Raw genomic sequence first — 22223 nt, 5'->3', positions numbered from 1 at the left:
TATTTAGCCAACGAGTGAGGTTTTTTCAGGATGAATATGAATTCTGATATTGATGGATCACACCATTTCGCATCAGAGCTAAAAATAAAAAAATGACTTTTTACAAACAACAAATAAAACAAATACTACGTCTCAGCAACAGCTGCGGCTTGGGAATAGTATTGTTTTTTATGTTGGCACTGCTGCCTGGCATCCACAAAGTCAGCGCACAGCAAACACCTTTTCCGCCGCCCAACCAGATGGAGGTATTCAGTGTGCAGCAGCTCAACTTTGGAAGCTTTACCACAGGGGCAAGCGGCGGCACAGTAGTCATCAGTCCGGAAGGTTTTCGCACATCAACAGAAACAGTCATCCTAATGGGAGGGAATTTTAACCAGGCAATCTTTGAAATAAAACTCATTCCGGGGCGGTTGGTACAAATTATTCTGGAACCACAAGTGCCGCTTCACCGCATTGGCGGCGGTGGCAGCATGAACATGCAGGTGGGGCCAGCCGACAAGGGGAGCAGTTTTGTGACTACAGGAGGACATCCGTTTTACAATCCTGTAGGAGTAGGAGGTACACTATTCGTGGGCAGCACTACCGCCAACCCCGCCGGCGCATACGAAGGACAGTTTAGTGTTACTTTTATTCAGGAATGAGCATCCAGCCGCCATGTGGGAAAAGTCTGGCGTTAAATCTATGTGGAAAAAAAACCATCTCATACTTTTATTTTTACTTCTCCTGTCGGCGTTTGGAGCTAAGGCGCAGGATTTAAGTGAAGATTACGAAGAGATTCTGGTTTTTTTGAAAGTGCAAGGCATCGGCGGATACGAAATCAACAGCATCTATTCATACCCGGACAATCGATTGTATCTTCCCATAACAGATTTGTTTACCGTGTTGCGTATCAATCAGCAAACTTCCGAGCGCTACGACACCATCACCGGGTACCTTTTGCAGGAAAGCAAACCTTACATCATAAATTATCCTCAGCGATACATTGCCCTAAACGCTGATACCACCCGACTAAAAGAAAAAGATATCCTTAAAACCAGTTCAGGGCTTTATCTTTATACAGGAATCTTTGGGCGGGCTTTTGGTCTTTACAGCACTTTTAATTTCAGAGCGCTGACAGTGGAGATCAAAACCGATATGGAGCTGCCGGTTATACGCGACATGCGCCTGGCACAGATGCGCAAAAATATCGAAATGCTGAAGGGCGAAGTGCAGGTGGATACCACCATCGGCCGGAAATACCATTGGCTGAAATTTGGAATGATTGATTGGGCAATCTATTCTACGCAAACCAGCGGGCAAACTACTAATACCCGTTTCTCGACGGCTATAGGCGCCGAACTGCTGGGCGGCGAAACCAACGCAATTCTCAACTACAGCACCGACAATGGTTTTGAGCCGCGCAACCAGCAATTTTCGTGGCGCTGGGCCAACAACAAATCCAAATACATCCGCCAGGTGGTTGCCGGAAAGATCAACCCCGGCTCCATTGCTTCGGTGTACGATCCGTTTTATGGCGTGATGGTGACCAATACTCCAACGAGTTTCAGGCGTTCTTTTGGCGAATACACACTGACGGGCTATGCCGAGCCGGGCTGGACGGTGGAACTTTACATCAACAATGTGCTGGTGAATTATATGAAAGCTGATGCTTCGGGGTTTTACAGCTTTGAAGTGCCGCTGGTGTATGGCGCTTCGGAGGTGGTGGTAAAACTCTATGGGCCGTATGGAGAAGAGCGCATCCGAAAGGAGCCCATCAGCATACCGTACAACTTTTTGCCTAAGGGCGAGCTGGAATATGTAATCCGCGGCGGGATGGTTGACGATACGCTGCAATCGACATTTACACGCGCAGAGGCCAGCTATGGCGTCAACCGTTTTATGACGCTGGGGGGAGGCATGGAGTATTATTCTTTTTTAAAAGATAATCAAGGCATTCCTTTTGTCAGCGGCTCGTTCTCGCCATTTAGCAACCTGCTGCTCACGGCCGAATATGCAGACAAGGTTCGGACGCAGGCTTTGGTGAGTTATCGACTCTCGTCGAGCGCCACCTTTGAAGCAAAATATGCCCGCTACCAACCCGGCCAGGAGGTGATCCGTTTCAACTATCTTGAAGAACGTTCCCTCACAGTTTCGATCCCGGTAAAGCTGGCCTTTTTTAATGGCTATACCCGACTGGGCTTTAAGCAAAATGTTTATGAAAATTTTACCTACAACACGGCCGAGTTTTTAATTTCAAGCACATTTGGCCCTGTGAGCGTCAACCTGACCTCCAACGCCAACTGGACGAACAGCATCCGCCCGTTTATCAACAGCAACCTTTCGGCGAGTATGCGGCTGGGCAAAGGTTTTACGGCTCGCGGGCAGGCACAAATTGATATTAACAAACCTGAAATTATATCCTACCGGGCAGAATTAGAAAAACGTATTTCACGCTCAGGTTATGCCTCCGTCAACTACGAGGAGAATCTGCGCGGCAAAACACGCAGTGTAAATGTGTCGTTCAGGTACGACCTTCCTTTTGTGCAAACGAGCGTTTCGAGTCGTTTCGGCAACAACAGCATTCAAACCTCGCAAGGTCTGCAAGGCAGCCTGGCTTTCGACACCGGCGATGGATACGTACACACCGACAACAGGTCCGTTACCGGCCGCGGCGCCCTCACGCTGATGCCTTTTCTCGACATCAACTTCAACAATACCCGCGACCCCGGCGAGCCACTCATCACCGGTTTGGAGCTACGCATCAACGGCGGTCGCTTCCTCACCCGTAGCAAAGATTCGCTAACCCGCGTGATGGACCTGGAACCCTACACCAGCTACCTGCTCGAAATGGACAACTCCGGCTTCGAGAATATTGCCTGGCAACTGCGTGATAAAACGTTAGAGATTTTTATCGATCCCAACCAGTTTAAACGCATCGAAATCCCGGTGTACCCAATGGGCGAAATCAACGGCATGGTTTACCTGCAGGATAGCACCTCCGTAAAAGCCCAGGGACGTGTGCTCATCGATATTTTTACCGAAAACGGCCTGCTAAAAAAACAGGTGATGAGCGAACGCGACGGCTATTTCACTTTCCTGGGATTGGCTCCCGGCAATTACTACGCTACTATAAATGCGGAGCAGCTCCAAAAAATAAACATGACCGCTACACCCGGGCGGATCGAATTTACCATCGAAGCCTCGGAGTGGGGCGACATTGTGGACGGGCTGGATTTTGTACTGAAGAAAAACCATTAGCGCTTTCGCTGAATATTATTACACAAAATGAAGATGCAACAACCCAAGTCACCGGATTGACGTGTAATCAAATGCAAGTAGATAAAAAGCCTGATTTTTTAAAAACTAAACTTTACACTCACCACCGCCTGTGAGGGGCGCAGCCGGTAGGTCGATTCCCACACCGTAAAATCCCAGGCCAGATAGCTCGTGTAGGTGTCGTTGTTCAATAGGTTGCTCCATCTAAACTCCAGATCGATCTTTTTCTTGATAAAGGTGTAACGATAAAGTATGTCCACGAAAACATTGTGCGCTTCGTCGAGGTGATAATATTCGGAAGTGATGCTCACGAGTTGGTTTTGGCGGGGAAAGGTAAATACGTTGAGTTTATGTTTGAGCATCGAGACGCTGCTTTTTTGTTCCTGATCAACGAAGGTGGCGTAGGTTGTGGCATCCATATCATAAATAAAGTTGAGCCAGCGGGTGATTTTAAAATTCACTTCGGGCTTGATCTGCCAGATATTCGTTTTTGTGTCGAACAACTCTTCATTTACCAGTGACTTGCCCAGATGCTGACTCAGGCTTACGCGCAGGTTCAGGGTAGCTTTTAGCGCTGCAAGATATTTGCTCGAATAGAGCTGGACGCTGTGAATGTAATTGGTTTGCGGTATTTCTATCGCCTCCACATAGGCCGATCCATCCGGGTTGATCTGGTTGCTATACACATAATTACTTTGCGCTGAAGTGAAAACATAACTCAGTTTATTAAAAAATGCGCTGATGGGATCGCGATACGAGAGATGACCTCCGGCGCTAAGCCGGCTTCTGTCGGCCAGCGGAACATCGTGTACGCTCAGGTAGCGGTAGTCGCGCAGAATAAAACCATAGGTGGTGGTGGCAGGGTCGTCGAAGCGGGCGGAGCTTTGCAGTGTACCGCGGATACTCCAGAAATTGTTGAAGCCGTAATCAGCCGTCAGCCTGGGATTGAAAAACAGTTTGCTGACAGATTGTTGCTTTTCCGAATTTTTATCATCGATATTCACATCCTGCCACGACAAAGGCAGCAACAGCGAAAGCGTAAGCGATCGAGTTTTGTACGCAATGCCTGTTTCGCCATAAATGCGCAACTCACTACTTTTTATTTCATTTAATAAAGCATCACCTGCATTTCGTTCTTCACCATTTTCGGTAATAATTACAGAGCTTTCGAGTAATTGATCCCTATAGCTGAAACCAATGCGCGGTGTAAAGGAGAGTTTTTTACTACCCACCACCACCGCAGCAGATTGATGTGTATAAAACCGACGTATTTCTGCAAATTGGTTTACCTGCTCATACGGCCTGTTCTGATTGAGAACCTCTGCAAATACACCGGGATTTATCTGCAATTCTTGCGGAGTTCGATCCAACGAAATATACGACTGCACATCAATCAGCTTTTCCCCTGCCGGGATAATCGTACGAAAATCGTTGGAAATGGCCACAAAAGGATTGTGCAGCTTTTCGATTACCAGCCCGGTTTGATTTTCCACAATCCCGCTTTGGTGATCCCAATTGGATTTTACGGATAGGGTATTTTGCAAATAATTATTCTTCACGTTTCGCTGCAACGCGAAGGAAGCCTGCAGGTACTCTTTGTAAAGATTGTTGCTTACGCTTTCGCTAAATTGCAAAGTATCGGAAGGGTAAAAAAGCGTTCGGTGGCTTGCTGCCTTTTGTTGTTGGAAATCATTTACGTAAGCCACGTTTACACGAAGCTCCAGGTTGCGCGCAAGCCGTTGCAGGCTATTAAAAGTTCCAAGATGAATCTGGTTATCAAGATAGCGCTGTGGCGCAATGTCAGGAGGGGTCACGCTTTGCAGCCCTGTCAGTTCCATTCTTTCCGTCTTTCGGTCGATGCCTCTCATCATATCCTGCACTGATAAAGCCTCGAGTTGCAGCGCCGCATCATTGCCGATGTTGTTGGTTTGGTAAGAGGCGATCATCTGGAAGTTTTTTGTAAAAACCATCGGCGTGATGTTGGCTTCCCATAGCAATGGGCTTGCGCCAATTCCCAATTGTGCCGTCCCGGTGGCGGTTACATCGTGCTGAAGGTTCAGGTTGAGCGAAGGCTGAAACGAGCTGACGCGATCCTGCAGGATTTGCATGGGCTGATGGTTTTCTAATATCTCGACCGTGCTCACCGATCCCTTAGGAAGATTTTTGCTCACCACCCCGTAGCGGCCATCCATCAGGTCGAGACCTTCCACATAAAATTTCTCTATGGGTACGCCTTCATAAAGTATCCTGCCCGACGATTCTATCTCGATGCCCGGCATGCGGCGCAACACATCTTCGATGGAGCGATCCTGGGTCTGCATAAAACGGCTCACCAGATAACTTATCGTATCGCCTTGCTGCCGGATATGCTGTGCTTTAACAGTGAACATATCGAGCTGTTTAAGGTCTGGCCTCAGCACAAAGTTTCGTTGTTGGCTGCTGTTTGCAATGCGATACCTTAGCGTTTGATAATGAATGGAGGTGGCCTCAACATCGAGGCTGTCGAAGGTGCTTTTTACCACCATTTTGTAATCGCCCTTATCGTCGCTTACGGCGAAAGCAATAAGTGCGCTGCCACCGGCGGGGTAGGCCAAAATGTTGATCAGTGGTATGGCCACTCCGGTGGTATCAGTCACACTTCCGTGGATGGTAACCTGCGCCCGTAAGCAGTGAGTTAGAAATAAGAAAAGAATGATTGTACAAGCCAGGCCTATGAATTTTGGAAATGCAGAATATTTACGGCTCGTCATTATCACGAAAATTTAAAATGAGCTACTTCAGCTCTATGGGATTATTGCGCCGATCCATAATACGGGCAGCCTTTTGTTGGGTTTCCATATCGACACCCGTTTCGCTCATTCTGCTGGTGATGTTGTTGCGACTGGCTGCGCTGGCTTTCATAAATTTCTCACGGGTGGTGGTTATGTAATCCCTTTCTACAAGCTCTATCATGGTGGGTTCGGCAGGTATGTTGGCCGAAAGAAACTCAAATACAAACTGCTTTCGGGCATCATAAACTTTAAGAATCAATCCCGGAAGGCCATGGAATTTGTAAGGGCCATCATTGTAGGGAATTGCGGGCGTAAACCAGGCCACCCATTCGCGTCCGCCATAGGTACAGGTAGCCTTCTGTATAGGATAGCCGACCAGCGTATCGGTTTGTTGTTCAATTTGCCAATCGATCAAATTTAGCGGCTCTTCGTATCTAAAGCTGCCACCCAGTAAGATATGGTCAAGATAGGTAATGTGACCTTCGGGGTAATTTTTAAAAATCCGATAGTCAAATCGGCCTGCTTTTATGGGTTGGCTTGGATCCATCAGGATGGCTTGCATCTGCTCATGCGAGGAGATTTTTTTCATGATCGTATCAAAAGTGTAGCGGTTTTTGCTGATAAATTTGCTGGTGCTGCCACCTCTGAAAAGTATCATTTCGGTTTGTTTTACATTTTTAAGCGCAAGCGAATCGTCCACATAGCTTAGCATGTAACGGACGATCAGTTCCGTCGGCTCAATTTCAGTTATCGTTTTGTCGAACCACTGCGCCATAGCTACCGCCTGGAACAAAAGTGCTGTTATAAATATTGTTAGCTTTTTCATTACGCCTATTTTTTAAAAGACAAAACCATTTTTCAGATCACAAAACTAAACCAATAGTTTACAATAAGCAAGTATTTTTAGAATAATTAACTGTGTTTTTAGTCGCGCTTCAATTCGATAGGATTATTCCTTTCTCCGCTCACTCTGGCTGCGCTTTGTTGTACTTTATCATCACCACCCTTTTCTTTTACCCAACTCACAAGTGAAGCATTATGCGCATCAATTGCCTTAAAATACTTTTGTTTGTTGGTCACCGTGAAATCCTGCTCCAGATATTCGATCATTCCCTTTTCTTTAGGCTGCGTGATTTCTAATAGCTCGAACACATAATGATGATGCGTATCATAAATTTTAATGATGAGGCCGGGTAAGCCATAAAATTTGTAAGGACCATCGTTTTCAGGAATCTCAGGAGTGAACCAGGCAACCCATTGGCGCCCTCCATAATTGGTGGTGGCTTTCTGCGCCAGATAACCTGCTATGGTAGCTGTATCTGCCGATAGTTGCCAATCGAACTGATCAAGCGGCTCCTCATATTTCATAGGAATGGTATTAACGGTATGCGTAAAAGTAAGATGATCTTTGGGGAATTTTTTATAAATCCTGTAACTGATACGTGCCAGCGGAGGCACCGTGTTTACCCATTGTTGAAACTGTTCCATGCTATAGATTTCTCTTAAATGCAACTCATTGCTGTAACCAACTTTGCTCACAAAGAGGCTCATGGTATTTCCAAGAAGCAAGATCATATCCTCCTGCCTTGTAAAATGTGGGGGAAGGGAATCTTCCTGATACAGCAGAGAATATGTTGCAATAAGTTTTGCCGGTTCAATTTCTTTTATCGGGTAGTCTGCCAAAAATTGCGCAGAAAGATGGGTCGTGGTAATCGAGGTTAGCAGACACAGTATCATTAATGATTTTATAATTTTCATAATTCTTCATTATTAAAGTTTATCAAAAATAAAAAAACCTCATGCTTTAAATTCTTTAGCATGAGTTTTTGGGTGGAAAAATCTTTCTTTTTTCTTCCACATAAAAGTCAACAATTGTAAAATCGTCCTTGTCATTCCATGATATTTGAATACGAAAGTAAGCATAAAAAACATGAGAAAGTAAATGATTTTTTAACACTAAAGTTTGACCAGAGATCGTATGCATCCACGAAATAGTCATTTTGAGCATTCAATAAGTCTCGAAGGCACCATCATCGACGGGCTGGATTTTGTTCTGAAGAAAAACCGTTAGCGCTTTCGCTGAATATTATTACCTTGCAGCCGCTTTTCCACCCAAACACCTCGAAGCGTATGAAGCTTGTAAAAACTTACGGAAGTGCCATCCAGGGCGTCGATGCCATCACTATCACCGTGGAGGTAAATGTAGATACAGGTGTTAATTTTTTCATGGTGGGACTGCCCGACAGCGCCGTGAAGGAGAGCCAGCAGCGCATCGAGTCGGCGTTGAGCTACATCGGCTACCGGCTGCCCGGCAAAAAGATTGTGATAAACATGGCGCCTGCCGACATCCGCAAGGAAGGTTCCGCCTACGATCTGACAATTGCAACCGGCATCCTGGCCGCTTCCGACCAGATTGGCTCCAAAGATATCGACCGCTACATCATCATGGGCGAGCTTTCGCTCGACGGTGGATTGCAGCCCATTCGCGGCGCCCTGCCCATCGCCATCGAAGCACGCAAAAAAGGTTTCGAAGGATTTATCCTGCCTAAGCAAAATGCCCGCGAAGCTGCAATCGTCGGCGACATAAAAGTATATGGTGTGGAAAACATCAAGGAAGTCATCGATTTTTTTAATGGCGAAACAAAACCTGAGCAAACCATCATCAATACACGCGATGAGTTTTATGCCAGCCTCAACGAGTATGAGTTTGACTTTATGGATGTAAAAGGGCAGGAAAACATCAAACGTGCTCTGGAGATCGCTGCTGCCGGGGGCCACAACGTGATTCTTATCGGTCCGCCGGGATCGGGCAAAACGATGCTTGCCAAGCGGCTTCCGTCGATACTTCCACCGCTCAATCTGCACGAGGCGTTGGAAACCACAAAAATACATTCGGTGGCGGGGCGGATGAGCCGCAATACGTCACTCATCGCAGTGCGCCCGTTTCGCTCGCCGCATCATACCATCAGCGATGTGGCGCTGGTAGGCGGTGGCAGCAATCCGCAGCCGGGCGAAATATCGCTGGCGCACAATGGCGTTTTATTTCTCGACGAGCTGCCGGAGTTTAAGCGCACGGTGCTGGAAGTCCTTCGCCAGCCTATTGAAGACCGTGTGGTGACGATTTCACGCGCAAGGCTTTCGGTGGAATATCCGGCCAGCTTCATGCTGGTAGCCGCCATGAATCCCTGTCCGTGCGGCTACTACAACCATCCCACCATACAATGTATGTGTGGTGCCGGCGTGGTGCAGAAATATCTCAACAAAATCTCCGGACCGCTGCTCGACCGCATCGACATCCACGTGGAGGTGGTGCCGGTTCCTTTCAAAGAATTGTCGGAAGCACGCAACGGCGAGAAAAGTGCTGTTGTGCGGGAGCGCGTGGTAAAGGCACGCAAGATACAGGAACAGCGCTATGAAGGGAAGAAAAACATCCACTGCAACGCACAGATGACCAGCAAGCTATTGCACGAAGTTTGTAAAATAGACAGCACCGGACAGCTGATGCTGAAAAATGCCATGGAAAAACTCAGCCTCTCGGCACGCGCCTACGACCGCATCCTCAAGGTGTCGCGTACTATCGCCGACCTCGAGGGTAGCACCGACATCCTTTCCGAGCATCTGGCCGAAGCCATCCACTACCGCAGCCTCGACCGCGAAAGCTGGGGAAAATGATCGCAGCATTTTAAGGAAATGAAGTTATCACATTTATTACGAATCAGGAAAATTTAAATTCTATCCTTTTTCTTCTCTTCCACCACTCATTCCGGGCTAAAGATGGCAAAATCATCTTTTAGGTTGTTGATGGTATTGTCGAAAGCCGTTTCTTAATTATCGCTGTTCTTGCGAAGAAATTATTAACAATTAATTAACTTTTTTACTCGTACCCATTGCCCCCGATTTTACGTTCACCTAGTTTCGTACCTCCAATATCCTTAAAACTCGATCGCAGACTCCTTTTACGTTGCTTTTAATTGAAATACTTTTTGAAATTGGCTTTGTAATTTCTTAGTAATAGTGCCACACTGAAGACATAGCATTTGGAAAAAACGTCGATTTGAACATTTAGTAATACAAGGCATTAGTACTACTGATAAAACCAAAAACAAACATGTATAAAATACTACTCCTTTCATTATTTATTATGGGTGGATTGATGGCCCACGGCCAGGATACCCTCAAAAAAGCAAGCCCTGTAACAACCAATTCCCGGTTGATGTACCGCATGCTGGAGCCCACCATGAATACCCAAAAAGTGCAGATACTTTTGGAAGAGCGCAAATCCGGCCAACTAAAAAACGGACAATTAGTGATAGGTGCATCATTAATTTCTCTTTTAGATTATCAAAAATCCAACACAGATTCCAAGTTTGCCTACCTGATGCGTCATCCTGGTTCACAAAACCAGATTGGTAAGGAAGTGAGCGAGGCAGTGATTCATTCTTTACAGCTTGGTCTTACCGGAGCTATCAACGATTGGTTGGCTTTGCATGCCGAGATACTTTACAACCCTTCACAAAGTTTTGGCGAAGGCACCATCACCAGTTTGGGACGTAACCAAATACAACTTTCAAAAGGGTTTGTTTTGATTGGGAACCCGAATCGTTTTCCGGTTTATGGTGCTTTAGGTAAGATGGATGCTCCTTTCGGGCAAACCGGTAGCGTTAGTCCGTTTACCAATTCCACTACGTGGCATGCGTTCGGTGGGCTGGGTTTTGGAGCGCTGGTCGGCTTTAGCAAGTGGAATCTTAATGCAACATTCATGGCTGTGCAGGGAGGTGCTCAATTTAGAGCATTACACACTCCGGTAGCCGACTCTACCAGCGTTCCTTCGCTTATCAATAACTTTACAGCCGATCTTAATTACACAATCCCCATCAGCAAACAAGTTGGGTTCAAACTAGGCGGCTCTTACATGCATGGAAGTGCCTATTGTCAGGATTTTCCGGTTACCCATTTTGCTGAGTGCGACGAATGCAACCCTGCAGTGACCGGCTATGCGCAACTGGAAGTGGCAGAACGGCTCATCGTTAAAGGTAGCTATTCGCAAACGCTAAAAGTTTGGAAAGGTACCTACAACCCTTCTCCTCCACTTGATATCTATGAGCCTATTAAAGTGTCGTCGATGGACGTGGGAGCGAAATATAGTTTTAACCTCAAAGGCGATATTCAATATTCCGTTTCAGGAGAATTTAGCAATCTGGTAGCAGGTGCAGATGGTTCACCCTGGGAACGTCAAAACCAAACCGTATTCGGTGCATCCGCTTTGATCAAAGAGTCGTCGAAAATCTTTGTCGAATACTTTTTCACAGATGGCTATGTGCCGCTCAACTTTATCAGCGGAAGCCTTCCTAATCAGCCCTATCCGGCAGGATACACACCCTGCGAGCAGGGAGTCCATACTTATGGAATTGTGGTAGGATTACAGTTGACTTTATAGAAAGGACTACTTTCGCCAACAAAAAAATAAATGAAGCTAAAACAAATCCTTTTAATAATATTTTTGGCAGGCGCGGTGTCTGCCGTTTCGCAGGAGATTCCTGCCGAAACTTTTCAGAAACATATCATCGCCATCACCGAAACCAAAGTTGTTCAGGAAAAATATCTTGTCGAAGATCAGGACCACCGGCGCGTTTATTACATCAATCTTGGATGCTACGACCAATATCATCAGATGGAATCATTAGAAAATAAAAATGGCGATGTGTATCTATGGAACGAAGGAGCCGTTGTTTTTCATGATGTCGACTACACCCTCGATCTGCTGCGTATCCGCGAACCCGACGAAAACATCGCTTTTTATGAGCTGGTGTATAACGATGGCAAAACCAAATACTTTATCGAGGTGAAGTTTGTAAAACGCTACCAGGACTGGGAGTTAGTGGACACCGCACTGACGAAAATTAAAGAAGCCTACTAAAGTTGACACCCGCCTAACGTTTCAAAAACTTTTCGTATCATCTTGTGTTAACCAACGAACAAGGAAAAATTGATTTAAAGCAATATTCGTTTTTCTTTTGTGTTAACACAATTCTTTTGTTATCTTCTGGGTAGGGAATCATTCAAAAAGAGAATCCATCTGCAACACTCATCATCACATGGAAAAGCGTGAAATTATAAAGCTTATCGACATCAGGAAGTTTTACAAAGTAGGAACACAGGTAGTAAAAGCCCTGCGCACCATTACACTAAACGTCTACACAAACGAGTATGTGGCGCTCATGGGCGCTTCAGGCTCCGGTAAATCGACGCTGATGAACATCCTGGGATGCCTCGATACGCCCACCAGCGGGCAGTATTTTCTTAACGACAAAGATGTGAGCAAGATGGACGACAACCGGCTGGCGGAAATTCGCAACAAGGAAATCGGGTTTATTTTTCAGACTTTCAATTTGTTGCCACGACAGACGGCGCTCGAAAATGTAACGCTGCCTTTGGTTTATGCAGGAGTGAGCAAGGCAAAACGCTATGAGCGGGCGCTTGAGGTGCTCGAAAGTGTTCAGCTAAGCGATCGCGTGCATCACAAGCCCAATGAACTATCGGGCGGACAACGGCAACGGGTAGCCGTGGCCAGGGCGCTGGTTAACAAACCGTCGATCATTTTGGCCGACGAGCCTACCGGTAACCTCGACAGTAAAACTTCCATCGAAATGATGGGTCTTTTCGAGGAGATTCATAAACTTGGCAACACAGTGATCATCGTTACGCACGAAGAAGATATTGCACGGCACGCGCATCGCATCATCCGCTTGCGCGATGGCGAAGTAGCTTCAGATGAGATTAATAAAAACCTGATGACCATGGCCGATTATCATCTCGCTGCCAAAGCATAAATTGTAAGAATATGGCTTCTGAATTTAAAATTTATACCAAAACCGGCGACAAAGGCGAGACATCGCTCATCGGCGGGACGCGTGTTCCTAAATATCACGAGCGCATCGAAGCCTACGGAACCCTTGACGAGCTGAATGCTTTTCTGGGTATCATCCGTGATCAGGCTGTTGATGAGCACACGCGCACCACTTTGGTGGAGATTCAGGATCGGGTTTTCACCGCTGAATCGTTGCTTGCTCAGGATATTGAAAAGCCCGGACGAAATAAGCTGCCGCAGCTTCACGAGGAAGATATCACCCTGCTCGAAACTGAGATTGACGCGATGAACGAACACCTGGCGCCGCTTCAAAACTTTATCCTGCCCGGTGGTCATCCGGCAGTTTCGTATTGCCACATTGCCCGAACGGTATGCCGCCGTGCTGAACGCATTACGCTGCGACTGGCTGCCAATGCTCCTGTTGACGAGCTTGTGATTAAATATCTCAATCGCTTGTCGGATTACCTTTTTGTACTGGCACGTAAGCTCACTGCTGATTTTGGTGCCACAGAAAACGTCTGGAAAGCAAGGTTGTAGCTATGCTATAATAATATCTTTCTTCATGGCGTTAAGCATGAAAAAATTTACATTTGCACAAATTATTAAAAAACTGATTATCAAGCTATGTATTGGACTCTAGAATTAGCTTCAAAACTTGAAGATGCCCCCTGGCCAGCTACCAAGGATGAATTGATTGACTTTGCCGTTAGATCCGGAGCACCACAAGAGGTGATCGAAAATCTCAGTGAGATTGAAGACGAAGGGGAAGTGTATGAACGCATCGAAGACATTTGGCCCGATTATCCCACCAAGGACGATTTCTTTTTCCACGAAGACGAGTATTAAGACTGCCTGAAAAAAGAAAAGTTTACTTTTCCGTAATTACGTTGGTGATCAAAATATTGTTGCCTGGTGAAGTCGATCGAACGTGGATGTTCGATGATGAGCCAGGCATCTTTTTTTAGCCAACCCAGCCCATAAACAATTTCCGGAAGCCCGGCTATTTGCTCAAGCTCGTAGGGGGCATCCGAAAAAATCAGATCGTAAGGCTGTGCTGGCGGACGTTTGATGAATTTGAATACGTCGGCCCGAAAGGTACGGATATTACCAAACTGCAGCTCTTTGGCCGTCGCGCGGATAAACTCCAGGCATTTGAAATTAATATCTACACTATCAACCACGGCAGCTTGTCGCGAGGCAAATTCAAATGTAATGTTGCCTGTGCCGGCAAATAAATCCAATACCCGCAAATCTTCAAAGTCGATGAGGTTGTTCAGGATATTGAATAAACTCTCTTTGGCAAGATCGGTGGTGGGACGCACCGGTAATCGTGGCGGTGGCGTAATGCGACGGCCTTTGTGTGTTCCGCCTATAATTCGCATTGTTGCAAATGTATCAGATTATAAAAATCCTGTTCAGGAATGTCGTCGAACACGTAGCTAAATTGCAGAGCAGCGTTGCGCCGCCCCACCTGCAAGTGCCGGAGGTACTGGTTTAAATACACAAACAGAGGCGTCGCCGACTTGATATCTCCATACAAAACAACTCTGCACAGCTCCGGGTTGATGCCAAGCTGCTCGAAAACAAACAACAGATAATAGACGAAATCCTCATTGGTGACAAATCGAAAAGCATTGTACAATTGCAGGTTGTTGTTGTTGAGAACTACAATGTCGAAATATCGCTTGCGAACATTTAGAAATACCAATGCCCCAGCGTTGTGATTTTTGTACTGCAGCATCAGACTATCGATCAGCGCTGTAGCATGATGCTGAATGGTAGCCGCCGGAAAAAACTGAAGCAACTTGTGATAAATCGTCTCTGAAAATGCCCAAACATTCACTGCGTCAGGCATAGGAATCCTATCATAAAGCACCAGTTCCGTTGCATCGATCCGATGATTAAACTCCAGATATTGCTGCATGTGCTGCGTGTCGAATAGTGCCGACGGGAGCAAGGTACTTTTTGGATTTTCGACAGCTATGCGTACTTTGTCGTATTCAGCCTGCAAATGCGGAATGGTGGGTAAAAGATCGGTAAGGAGCAGATTGAGTGCCCGATCGTTTGCAACATCCTCAAAGGCGAAAGCCTGTAATCCGGTTAGTTTGTTGCGTTGCTTGTCGTAGATACAAAAAGAAAATCCATCCGGCGAAAGCTGGATGGATAAACGTTGATTCTTTGACTCTTCAATCCGAAGAGATTTATCGAATGCCGATTGTACCTGGTGTGCTTTAGCTTGCATGGATAGCAGGCTTACTCCCAGTTACCGTCGGTGGTAGGTTCGGTCATCGAACCCACGATGAGGTCTTTAACACTTGGAGCTCTTATCAGGTTTTTATCGAGTCCGGTCAGATAATCTTCCTTGCGTGCCATGGCCATAAAAACAGGCACCATTACACCACCTTTATTGATCCGGCCAGCATCCATCTCAAATTCTTCCTGGTTGGAAAAAGGAATATACTTGATAGTCTTTGCGTCAAAATTGGTTCGCCTTCCGAAGAGTGAGTCCTCAACACTGATGTATCCCAGCGTATCGCTGATGGTTTTGGTCAGGGTAGTGTCGGTGGGATCATAAGTAAGTTTCACCACCGGAATCTGACCCCGATGCATAAATGCTACCAGCGAATCCAGATTATTGGCAAAAGTGTCATTCAGTGAACGATACATCTGTTGTACTGACCTGATGTCTTTAAGATTTTGAACCACATAGGCGGCTCTATCATCTTTTTCGCGGTTGAAGCGAACAGGTGTCTGGATAGTTTCCCACAAGAGATATCCCAGGTAGGCAATACCAAGCAACAAAACGATTTGCAGAATTCTCATTTTCATAGTTCTTGTTTTAAAAGTAGGTGCAAATTTATGAACTTTTCTATATTAAAAAATATTTGATCAAATTTTTGAAGTCCTTCCGTCAATTGTTAACTGTAGCAAAAACTATGTTGGCAGCAGTCAAACAATGCGTTACAGTCGATTATTTGACATAAGTCAAAAGTATCGGTTAGTCATCAAGTTTACGAGCTATCTCCACTTCTTCGAAACCTTCGATGATATCGCCCACCTTGATGTCGTTGAAATTTTCAATGTTCAATCCACATTCGTAACCGCTCTGAACCTCGCGCACGTCGTCTTTGAAACGCTTGAGCGAGCCCAGTCGGCCAGTATAAATTACAATGCCGTCGCGGATCACGCGCACCGTTGTATTTCGGGTGATGGTTCCATCCAGCACCAGACATCCGGCAATGGTTCCTACTTTGGTGATTTTGAAAACCTCACGCACCTCAATGTTGCAAACAATTTTCTCTTCGATAGTAGGCGCCAGCATGCCCTCGATGGCTGCTTTAATTTCTTCGATGGCTGAATAGATGATGGAGTAGCTTCGAATATCGATTTGCTCTCGTTCGGCCAGTCGGCGTGCCCCGAGTGATGGACGCACCTGGAAGGCCACAATAATGGCGTCGGAAGCCGAGGCAAGCATTACGTCGGTTTCTGTAACCTGACCCACCGATTTGTGAATCACATTTACCTGCACCTCTGGTGTCGACAATTTGAGCATCGAATCTGCCAAAGCTTCTACAGAGCCATCCACGTCACCTTTTACAATGATGTTTAACTCTTTAAAATCGCCAATGGCAATCCGGCGACCGATCTCATCGAGGGTAACGTGTTTCTGAGTCCGGAAGTCCTGTTCGCGCTGTAGCTGCTGCCGCTTAGTGGCAATATTCTTTGCATCGCGCTCATCAGTCATTACTTTAAAACTATCGCCTGCCTGTGGCGCTCCATTCAAACCAAGCATCAGCACAGGTACCGACGGACCAGCGATTTTTACCGGCAGGTTTCGTTCGTTGTACATTGCTTTTACACGGCCATAATGCGCGCCGGCAATTACGATATCACCAATATTCAGCGTTCCGTTTTGTACCAGCAGCTTTGACACATATCCCCGGCCTTTATCCAGCGACGACTCGATGATAGTTCCGTTGGCACGGCGTTTCGGATTGGCTTTCAAATCGAGCAACTCAGCTTCAAGCAGCACTTTCTCCAGCAGCTCATCGATGTTAATTCCTGCTTTGGCGGATATTTCCTGACTTTGAAACTTACCGCCCCAGTCTTCTACCAGAATATTCATCTGCGAAAGCTGTTCTTTGATGCGCTCAGTATTGGCAGTAGGCTTATCTATTTTATTAATAGCAAAAACGATAGGAACGTCGGCAGCCTGCGCATGGTTGATGGCTTCGACGGTTTGTGGCATAACGCTGTCGTCGGCGGCTATCACAATGATGGCTACGTCGGTAACCTGGGCTCCGCGGGCACGCATAGCTGTAAATGCTTCGTGACCAGGCGTGTCGAGGAACGTGATCTTTTTCTCATTTTCAAGTATCACTTCGTAAGCACCAATATGCTGGGTGATACCACCAGCCTCACCAGCAATTACGTTGGCACTCCGGATGTGGTCGAGCAACTTGGTCTTGCCATGATCCACGTGACCCATTACCGTAACAATGGGTGAGCGGAATTTCAGGTCGCCTTCTTCGTCTATCTCCTCTTCGGTATCGCTAATGACAGTTTCGGCACTTTCGAACTTAACGCCAAAGCCAAATTCCTCAGCAACCACGCCAATGGTTTCGGCATCGAGCCGCTGGTTAATAGAAACAAATAAGCCCAGCTGCATGCATACCGAAATGACGTTGGTAACCTGCACATTCATCAGCGACGCCAACTCGTTGGCTGTAACAAACTCGGTAACGGTGATTACTTTCTTTTCTTCTTCGCGAACCTGCGCCTCTTTTTCAAGCTGTTTATGTATTATATCGCGCTTTTGCCTGCGATATTTTGATGCTTTCGACTTCCCTACCCCGCTAAGGCGAGCCAAGGTTTCCTTAATTTGCTTTTGTACTTCTTCCTCTGTAAGTTCACGACGGGGTTCTGTGCGTGCTTTACGTCCTCTGCCCGGTCTGGCGGTTTTGGCGCGATCTCTGTCGACAGGGCGTGTTGGTGTTTTGCTCTGTCCGGCAGTAGGTGTGGCCTGGCCATCTTTTTTGATGCGTTTGCGTTTCTTTCTCTTCGGCTTTACTTCATCGGAAGAGGATGCTACAGGTTTTTTTCTTTCATATTTCTTCTCGACAGGAAGCTCTATTTTACCAACGATATTAGGACCGGCGAGTTTTTTGAATTCTGTCTTCAGGAAATTATCTTCGTACGGATCACTCTTTTTGGCTTCAGGCTTCTTCTCGGCAACTGGTTTTTGCTGCTCAGCAGTAGGGGGTGTAGCTTTTTCTGCTTTGGGTTTTTTCTCTGCCGGCTTTTCTGATTTTTTAGCTTTTGTAGTTTTAGCAGTTTTTGGTTTCTCCTCTGCACCCTTAGCCGGCACTGCTTTCTTGCGGTCTTCACGCTGCTTACGCTTTTCGGCTGCACTTTTACGGGCAGGCTTGGTGCGCTCGTTGATGGTTGACAAGTCGATGGAACCCACAATATTGAGTGAAGGTTGCTCCGCTTCTTTTTCTTTTTCGGCTTTTTTGGAAGGCTCTTTTGCTAGTGGTTTTTCCGCTTTCGGTTCTTCTTCTGCTTTCGGTTCTTCTTCTGCTTTCTTTTCGGCAGAAGGTTTTTCTACAGGCGTATCCGTTTTTTGAGGAGCTGATACCTCTGCCACTGGTTGGGCAGGATTGGTTTCAGGCTTTGGTTTCTCCTCAGGCAACGGAGCTGGTTTAGCTTTTTCAGCAACAGGTTCTTCTGAAGCAGGTTGTGGTTCTGGTTCACTTTTTTTAACCGGCGGCATTTCGTCTGCTGACGGTCCTGGCCATCCTTCGGGCGCAGATGTTTCCTTGGCAGGTTCGGGCTGCATTGCTTCAGCAGGCGCCGGTTTTGGAGTTTCTTCCTTTTTTTCAGGAGCAGCAGGAGTTTCTTTTTTCCTGGCATGCATATCGTGATGAGGCTCAACAGCTCTCTTAAAGTCATCATCAATTTCTACAGATACTCCGCGTATGATGATATCCTGATCGTCTTCGTAATCGTCGAAATCAGGCTTAGGACGCTTACGATCTTCCAAAGATATGGTCTCACGTTTCACGCTGCCGATATCTATTTTACGTGCCTCTTCTTTTACTGATTTCTCCTTGCTAAACTCTTGGGTGAGAAGATCATAAATTTGCACAGAAATTTTGGTGTTGGGATTTTCTTCAATTTCAACACCTTTTTTCGCTAAAAATTCCACAATCCCCCTTACCGAGACATTGAAATCACGGGCCGCTTTGTTAAGCCTTGTTGCTTTGGTTACTGCCATATACTTTGTTTTCCTGTGGAAATTTACGAGTGCGGTAAAAATACGTTTTTTATTCAAACTCTGCTTTTAAGATCCTGAGTACTTCGTTGACTGTCTCCTCTTCAAGGTCGGTGCGCGACAAGAGTTCAGCGGCATCCAGAAGCAAAACGCTACGGGCTGTATCGCAGCCGATGGCTTTGAGTGCATCGATGATCCACTGATCTATTTCATCGCTGAATTCCTGGATATTTACATCATCGTCGATCTCGCTTTCCACATCTCGATAGACGTCGATTTCATATCCTGTAAGTTTACCGGCCAGCTTGATATTGAAACCTCCTTTGCCAATGGCCAACGAAACCTGGTCGGGCTTCATATACACGTCGGCTCTTTTGGTTACATCGTCGATGGTGATAGAGGTGATCTTGGCAGGACTTAGTGCGCGCTGTATGTAAAGCTGAGCGTTGGAAGTGTAGTTGATCACGTCGATGTTCTCATTTTTCAGCTCACGCACGATGCCGTGGATACGCGATCCTTTCATGCCCACGCAGGCGCCAACCGGATCGATACGATCGTCGTATGATTCTACAGCAATCTTGGCTCTTTCGCCGGGAACCCTTACAATACTTTTGATGGTGATAAGACCATCGTAAACTTCTGGCACTTCCTGTTCGAAAAGTCGCTCAAGAAATACGGGCGACACACGCGAAAGAATGATCTGCAGATTGTTGTTGCGCATATCAACTTTAGAAACAACAGCGCGTATGGTATCGCCTTTGCGGTAATAATCTGTAGGAATTTGCTCCGATTTGGGTAGCAAAAGCTCGATGCCTTCGTCGTCCAAAACCAGCATTTCTTTTTTCCAGACCTGATAAACTTCACCGGCTATGATCTCACCGATACGGTCTTTGTATTTGTGATAAACATTATCTTTCTCGTATTCCTGCACCTTGGCGATAAGGTTTTGCCGGATGGTAAGAATTTCGCGGCGTCCGAAGTCCTTCATTTTAATTTCTTCGGATACCTCCTCTCCAATCTCAAAGTCGGGTTCGATGCGGATGGCTTTGGAATATTCTATCTGCGTGCTTTCGTCCTCCACCATCCCATCTTCAACAATTTCGAGCATGCGATAAATCTCAAGGTCTCCGCGGTCGATGTTTACAATCACGTCGACGTTTTCGGCTGTTCCGTACTTTTTTTCTATCATGTGCCGAAAAACCTCTTCGAGAATCCTCATCATCGATTCACGGTCGATGTTTTTGAAATCTTTAAATTCCGAAAAGGTTTCGACCAGGTTAATGTTATCCATTGTTGTAATATTTGTTGTTGTTTCTGTCCTTATTATTTAAAAGATAAAATGACTTTGGCCTGCCGGATATCGGCAAACGGAATAGTAACAGGCTCCGGTGGTGCGGTTTTTTTTCTTTCCGGCAAGGGTTCCAGTATTATCATTTCATCGGTAACTGTGCGTAAAAAGCCTTTTACCTTTTCGTTGTCGTGCAGCATCACCTGCAATTGCCGGCCAATATTTTTGTGATATTGCCGCAGAAGCTGCAAAGGGCTATCGGCGCCAAATGAAGTGACGCGCAGTTCAAAATCTTCTTCGTCGCGATTGAGGCTGCTCTCGATGGTTTTGCTGAGGCTGATACAATCGTCGATGGTAACACCCGCATCGCCATCGATGGTGACGATGATGATGTTGCCAGGCGATACTTTTGTTTCAGTTACAAAGCGATCGCTGTCTGCTAAAGCAGCATTGGCCAGTGTTTCTATTTTCGTTTTATCAATCATCTTAAAAAAAAGTAATAAAATAGGGGACTTATGTCCCCTCGCTTCTTACTCCGTGCTATCTTTTTCCAGCGAAAAAAGAGTATACTTCTCACCGAAAATCGGGCGCAAAGGTATTATTTTTCCCTTACGCACAAAAGCCAAACGAAAAATTAATCAATATGCTGTTAATCAGGAACGAATTTGTAAGGAGCTACGCTGCACGAAAAAAAATGTAGTCCAGCCAAATATTAGTTTGATACTGCAATTGTGAAAACTTTTGTGATTGTAATGATCTTCTCAAAAAATCATAATCCAAAACATAATGAGTTTATCCTACATGGAAAATATTCTCAATTTTTTATCGGATTTAAAAGCCAACAACAACCGTGATTGGTTTAACACTAATAAGGACAGATATCTTGAAGTAAAATCGTTGCACGCCGAATTTTTGGATAAGGTTATCCACGGAGTGGCTGCATTCGACCGCGAAATACAACTGCTTCCAGCGGCAGAGTGCACGTTCAGGATTTATCGTGATGTGCGCTTTGCCAAAAACAAAGACCCTTACAAAATTAATATGGGAGCCGTCATTCGCAGGGGCGGACGCAAAAGCAACTATGCCGGTTATTATCTTCACCTGGAACCCGGAGCTACCTTTGCCGGTGGCGGACAATTCATGCCTGCACCCGAGGTACTTCGAGCCATCCGCTACGAAATTTATAACTTCCCACAGGATTTTCAGAACATCCTTTCTCATCCTGATTTTGTAAAAACTTTTGGAGCGCTTCAGGAGAAGGATAAGCTCAAAAGGCCACCGAAAGACTTTCCGGCCGATGCTCCCATGATTGAGCATCTGAAATTTAAAAGCTTTACAGCCGGAAAATCATTTACTGACGAGCAGGTAAGAAATGATACGTTTCTGCATGATGTTATCAACACATTCAAAGCAATCCAGCCACTGCTGCGGTTTCTGAACCGATCCACTGATTTTACATCTTAGCGCTCGTTCAATGGTAGTAGCCGTTAACTTTTAAAACCAAACCGTTGACTGATTGGGCTACGGTGTTTTTAAGATGCTTCCCGTACATTTGCAATGTCATTTATTTTTTAACAGGGTAATTTTTTTTTAAATGACAAACAGATTTTTAGGGATTAATTGATTGCACTTGTCCTTTGCCCCCCACTCCTTCCATCCTCATTCCGGGCAAAGGACATTTTTTTGTCCTCTATTTTCCATCCTCTTCCCATCTTCTCCAACAAATTACGCAAAATACAATGAGGCTTTAGCCCATTCTGAATGGCA

Annotated in this window: 18 protein-coding genes; 9 read left to right on the top strand and 9 right to left on the bottom strand. The window is 45.9% G+C overall.

Annotated elements, in window-relative coordinates; all coding sequences use genetic code 11:
* Positions 1 to 92: 92 nt before the first annotated feature.
* Together VFC92_01730 and VFC92_01725 are read left to right on the top strand one after the other, a co-directional pair.
* Positions 93 to 641 carry a DUF4402 domain-containing protein gene (locus VFC92_01730; GenBank protein HZK06896.1) on the top strand — a complete coding sequence of 183 codons (549 nt, stop codon included), beginning with the start codon at positions 93 to 95 and terminating at the stop codon, positions 639 to 641.
* A gap of 40 nt (positions 642 to 681) precedes the next feature.
* A complete protein-coding gene (locus tag VFC92_01725) occupies positions 682 to 3237 on the top strand; it encodes a hypothetical protein (protein HZK06895.1) in 2556 nt (851 codons plus the stop codon).
* Between the two features lie 98 nt (positions 3238 to 3335).
* Here VFC92_01725 and VFC92_01720 read toward each other — a convergent pair whose 3' ends face one another.
* The 3 genes from VFC92_01720 to VFC92_01710 form a co-directional block, all read right to left on the bottom strand.
* Positions 3336 to 6005, bottom strand: a complete 2670-nt coding sequence (locus VFC92_01720; protein ID HZK06894.1) for a carboxypeptidase-like regulatory domain-containing protein — start codon at positions 6003 to 6005, stop codon at positions 3336 to 3338.
* Positions 6006 to 6027: 22 nt separating this feature from the next.
* A complete protein-coding gene (locus VFC92_01715) occupies positions 6028 to 6852 on the bottom strand; it encodes a GLPGLI family protein (protein HZK06893.1) in 825 nt (274 codons plus the stop codon).
* A 98-nt stretch (positions 6853 to 6950) separates the two neighbouring features.
* The gene (locus VFC92_01710; protein ID HZK06892.1) at positions 6951 to 7784 is read right to left on the bottom strand and encodes a GLPGLI family protein; all 834 of its coding nucleotides are present in this window, start codon (positions 7782 to 7784) and stop codon (positions 6951 to 6953) included.
* Between the two features lie 372 nt (positions 7785 to 8156).
* Here VFC92_01710 and VFC92_01705 point away from each other — a divergent pair, with 372 nt between their 5' ends.
* The 6 genes from VFC92_01705 to VFC92_01680 all read left to right on the top strand — a co-directional run bounded on the left by VFC92_01705 (position 8157) and on the right by VFC92_01680 (position 13740).
* Entirely contained in the window at positions 8157 to 9698 is a 1542-nt protein-coding gene (locus VFC92_01705) for a YifB family Mg chelatase-like AAA ATPase (protein ID HZK06891.1), read from the top strand.
* A 436-nt stretch (positions 9699 to 10134) separates the two neighbouring features.
* Positions 10135 to 11463, top strand: coding sequence for a hypothetical protein (locus VFC92_01700; protein ID HZK06890.1), 1329 nt, complete (start codon positions 10135 to 10137; stop codon positions 11461 to 11463).
* A gap of 30 nt (positions 11464 to 11493) precedes the next feature.
* Positions 11494 to 11943, top strand: coding sequence for a hypothetical protein (locus tag VFC92_01695; GenBank protein ID HZK06889.1), 450 nt, complete (start codon positions 11494 to 11496; stop codon positions 11941 to 11943).
* 178 nt (positions 11944 to 12121) lie between these two features.
* Positions 12122 to 12856 carry an ABC transporter ATP-binding protein gene (locus VFC92_01690; GenBank protein HZK06888.1) on the top strand — a complete coding sequence of 245 codons (735 nt, stop codon included), beginning with the start codon at positions 12122 to 12124 and terminating at the stop codon, positions 12854 to 12856.
* An 11-nt stretch (positions 12857 to 12867) separates the two neighbouring features.
* Positions 12868 to 13431, top strand: coding sequence for a cob(I)yrinic acid a,c-diamide adenosyltransferase (locus tag VFC92_01685; protein ID HZK06887.1), 564 nt, complete (start codon positions 12868 to 12870; stop codon positions 13429 to 13431).
* Between the two features lie 87 nt (positions 13432 to 13518).
* Complete coding sequence (locus tag VFC92_01680) at positions 13519 to 13740, top strand: DUF2795 domain-containing protein (protein HZK06886.1); 222 nt, start codon at positions 13519 to 13521, stop codon at positions 13738 to 13740.
* On the opposite strand, the gene VFC92_01675 is transcribed toward VFC92_01680, so the two are convergent.
* The 6 genes from VFC92_01675 to rimP all read right to left on the bottom strand — a co-directional run bounded on the left by VFC92_01675 (position 13737) and on the right by rimP (position 20941).
* Entirely contained in the window at positions 13737 to 14276 is a 540-nt protein-coding gene (locus VFC92_01675; protein HZK06885.1) for an RsmD family RNA methyltransferase, read from the bottom strand. The genes VFC92_01680 and VFC92_01675 overlap by 4 nt on opposite strands.
* Positions 14264 to 15136, bottom strand: a complete 873-nt coding sequence (locus VFC92_01670) for a DUF3822 family protein (protein HZK06884.1) — start codon at positions 15134 to 15136, stop codon at positions 14264 to 14266. The genes VFC92_01675 and VFC92_01670 overlap by 13 nt, the downstream gene beginning before the upstream one ends.
* An 11-nt stretch (positions 15137 to 15147) precedes the next feature.
* Positions 15148 to 15723, bottom strand: a complete 576-nt coding sequence (locus VFC92_01665; protein ID HZK06883.1) for a hypothetical protein — start codon at positions 15721 to 15723, stop codon at positions 15148 to 15150.
* Between the two features lie 169 nt (positions 15724 to 15892).
* Positions 15893 to 19171 carry a translation initiation factor IF-2 gene (infB, locus tag VFC92_01660; protein HZK06882.1) on the bottom strand — a complete coding sequence of 1093 codons (3279 nt, stop codon included), beginning with the start codon at positions 19169 to 19171 and terminating at the stop codon, positions 15893 to 15895.
* 49 nt (positions 19172 to 19220) lie between these two features.
* A complete protein-coding gene (gene nusA, locus VFC92_01655) occupies positions 19221 to 20459 on the bottom strand; it encodes a transcription termination factor NusA (protein ID HZK06881.1) in 1239 nt (412 codons plus the stop codon).
* A gap of 32 nt (positions 20460 to 20491) precedes the next feature.
* Entirely contained in the window at positions 20492 to 20941 is a 450-nt protein-coding gene (gene rimP / locus VFC92_01650; protein ID HZK06880.1) for a ribosome assembly cofactor RimP, read from the bottom strand.
* 301 nt (positions 20942 to 21242) lie between these two features.
* On the opposite strand from rimP, the gene VFC92_01645 reads away from it, so the two are divergent.
* Positions 21243 to 21920, top strand: a complete 678-nt coding sequence (locus VFC92_01645) for a DUF2461 domain-containing protein (GenBank protein ID HZK06879.1) — start codon at positions 21243 to 21245, stop codon at positions 21918 to 21920.
* Positions 21921 to 22223: the final 303 nt, after the last annotated feature.

This window comes from Bacteroidales bacterium, assembly GCA_035647615.1.
GTDB lineage: Bacteria > Bacteroidota > Bacteroidia > Bacteroidales > 4484-276 > SABY01.
This window is presented reverse-complemented; position numbering and strand designations above follow the sequence as displayed.